Raw genomic sequence first — 1,473 nt, forward strand, 5'->3', positions numbered from 1 at the left:
GTGAGAGTGCCCCTATGTTTTTCGTCAAGCTGTTGATGGGTGTTTTGGTTGGTAGAGGGTGCTGTCGCGGAGCATGGCGTAGAGGGTGTCGCAGCGTCGTCGTGCGAGGGCGATGATGGCCTGGTTGTGGCGTTTGCCTTCGGCGCGTTTGCGTTCGTAGTAGGCCCGGGAGGGTGGGTCGTGGAGGGCGGCGAAGGCGGAGAGGAACAGAGTGCGTTTGAGGACTTTGTTGCCTTTTCTGGAAGCGTGCTCACCCCGGATGGAGGATCCCGAGCGCCAGGTCACCGGTGCCAGACCGGCGTATGAGGCCAGGTGCGCGGCGGTAGGGAAATCTTTCCCGGCGACTTCGGTGAGGATTCGTGCAGCGGTCCTGATGCCCACGGCCGGCAGCGACATCAGGACCCGGTGAAGAGGGTGGGCCTCCACAAGGGCTTCAACCTGGGCGTAGACGGTCATCCGGGATTTATGAAGCCCGGAGAGCATCGCCGCGAGCTGCGGCAGGACGATGGTCGCAGCGTTCGTGCCCACGACAACAACTGTTTGCTGGTCCAGGGCATCGATGATCTCATCTGCCAGGCGTTCGCCCAGCCGTGGGGCGAGTTTGGTCAGCCGGTTCCCTATCCGGCGCCGGCCGGCGTGACGGAGCGCTTCAGGGGTCGGCCAGATCCGCAGCAGGTCCAGCACTGCAGGATGGGCCATGTAGGGTCCCAACACCCGTTCCAGAGCAGGGTGGATCTGGTTCAACAACCCGCGGATCCGGTTCGAAGTAGCCGTGGCCTGCTTGGCCAGATCATCATCGAAGCCGCAGAGCATGCTCAATTCCGCGAGTTGTTCATCGGCCAACCGGACCGAGCGCAGGGCGTGAGGCATGGTCCTGGCCGCCTCAGCGATAATGAACGCGTCCCGCGCGTCGGTCTTCGCTTCTCCGGGATGCAGGTCCGCGATCCGCCGCATTGCCAGCCCCGGCAGATACCCGATCAGGACACCGGCAGCCTGGGCAACCGCTACCGGCAACGCCCCGATCGTTGCGGGCTGGTCCACCACCAACAGGACCCGTCCCTTGCCCTCCAACCCGGCAAGGATTTCCCGGATCTTTGCTTCGTCATTGGGCAGGGCCTTATCCAGCAGTTTCTTCCCGGCCTGGTCCAAGGCAACGGCGTGATGGACGCCTTTGCCAACATCCAGCCCGACGAACACGTCAGCAATTTCATGATTCTCGATCACCCTCGGCACCTCCGGTCGTAGTCAGCTGCCTGTGCTGGCCTGTCCGCGGTGTCAGGGCCCGGCATCCACGTTACGCACGACGTTCCCGAACTGTCCTGCCCCTATTAGCGATCTCCCCGGCACCTGCCAATCCCGGTGACAACACTCTCAAGATCATCGATCGACAGAGGATTGAAATCATGCCGGGACCAGCAGGCCAGCACACCCACATCCTGCACCAGGAAACGGGCTACGAAAAAGGTAACGAGG

1 pseudogene is annotated in these 1,473 nt (G+C 62.7%); it reads right to left on the reverse strand.

The window, feature by feature from the left end:
* Nucleotides 1-24: 24 nt before the first annotated feature.
* Nucleotides 25-1,289: pseudogene (locus ACSVIE_RS21045) on the reverse strand (IS110 family transposase).
* Between the last annotated feature and the right edge of the window lie 184 nt (nt 1,290-1,473).

Source organism: Paenarthrobacter sp. NCHU4564, from assembly GCF_052156435.1.
Lineage (GTDB): Bacteria > Actinomycetota > Actinomycetes > Actinomycetales > Micrococcaceae > Arthrobacter.